The sequence below is a fragment of the Colwellia sp. BRX10-3 genome (assembly GCF_014077505.1).
In the GTDB taxonomy this organism is placed as follows: Bacteria; Pseudomonadota; Gammaproteobacteria; order Enterobacterales; family Alteromonadaceae; genus Cognaticolwellia.
On the sequence record NZ_JACGWA010000038.1, the window covers coordinates 1 to 542 of the forward strand.

1 protein-coding gene is annotated in these 542 nt (G+C 39.7%); it reads left to right on the plus strand.

The genetic code is table 11. The annotated features are described in order from the left end of the window. Positions 1-542 (plus strand): cadherin-like domain-containing protein (locus H4J38_RS16920; protein WP_182133659.1); only part of this gene is annotated, 542 nt, incomplete at both ends.

The following is a 542-nucleotide window of genomic DNA, read 5'->3' on the forward strand; positions in this document are numbered from 1 at the left end:
GATAGTGATGCTGATGGAGACACATTAACCGTTAATACTGCACCAATCTCAAATGTGAGCAATGGCAGCTTAACGCTTAATAGTGATGGCTCGTTTAACTATATTCCTACCCTTAACTTTAACGGTACTGACAGTTTTACCTATCAAGTTGTTGATGGTAACGGTGGTGTTGCACAAGGCAATGTAACCTTAACCGTTAGTGCGGTAAATGATGTTCCTGTTGTGGGTAATGAAAGTTACAGTGTTAATGAAGATGCTACGTTAAGTAAATTAGTCGGCGATGTTGACCACTTGTTACGTAATGATAGCGACGTTGATGGCGATATCTTAACGATTAATACCACACCAATATCGAATGTTAGCAATGGTAGTTTAACGCTCAATACTAATGGCGCGTTCAGTTATGTGCCTAGTGCAAATTTTAATGGCAGCGATAGTTTTATTTATGAAGTTCTTGATGGTAACGGTGGCAAAGCACAAGGCAGTGTGACGTTAAACATCAATAGCATTAACGATGTTCCTGTACTGGGTAATGACAGCTA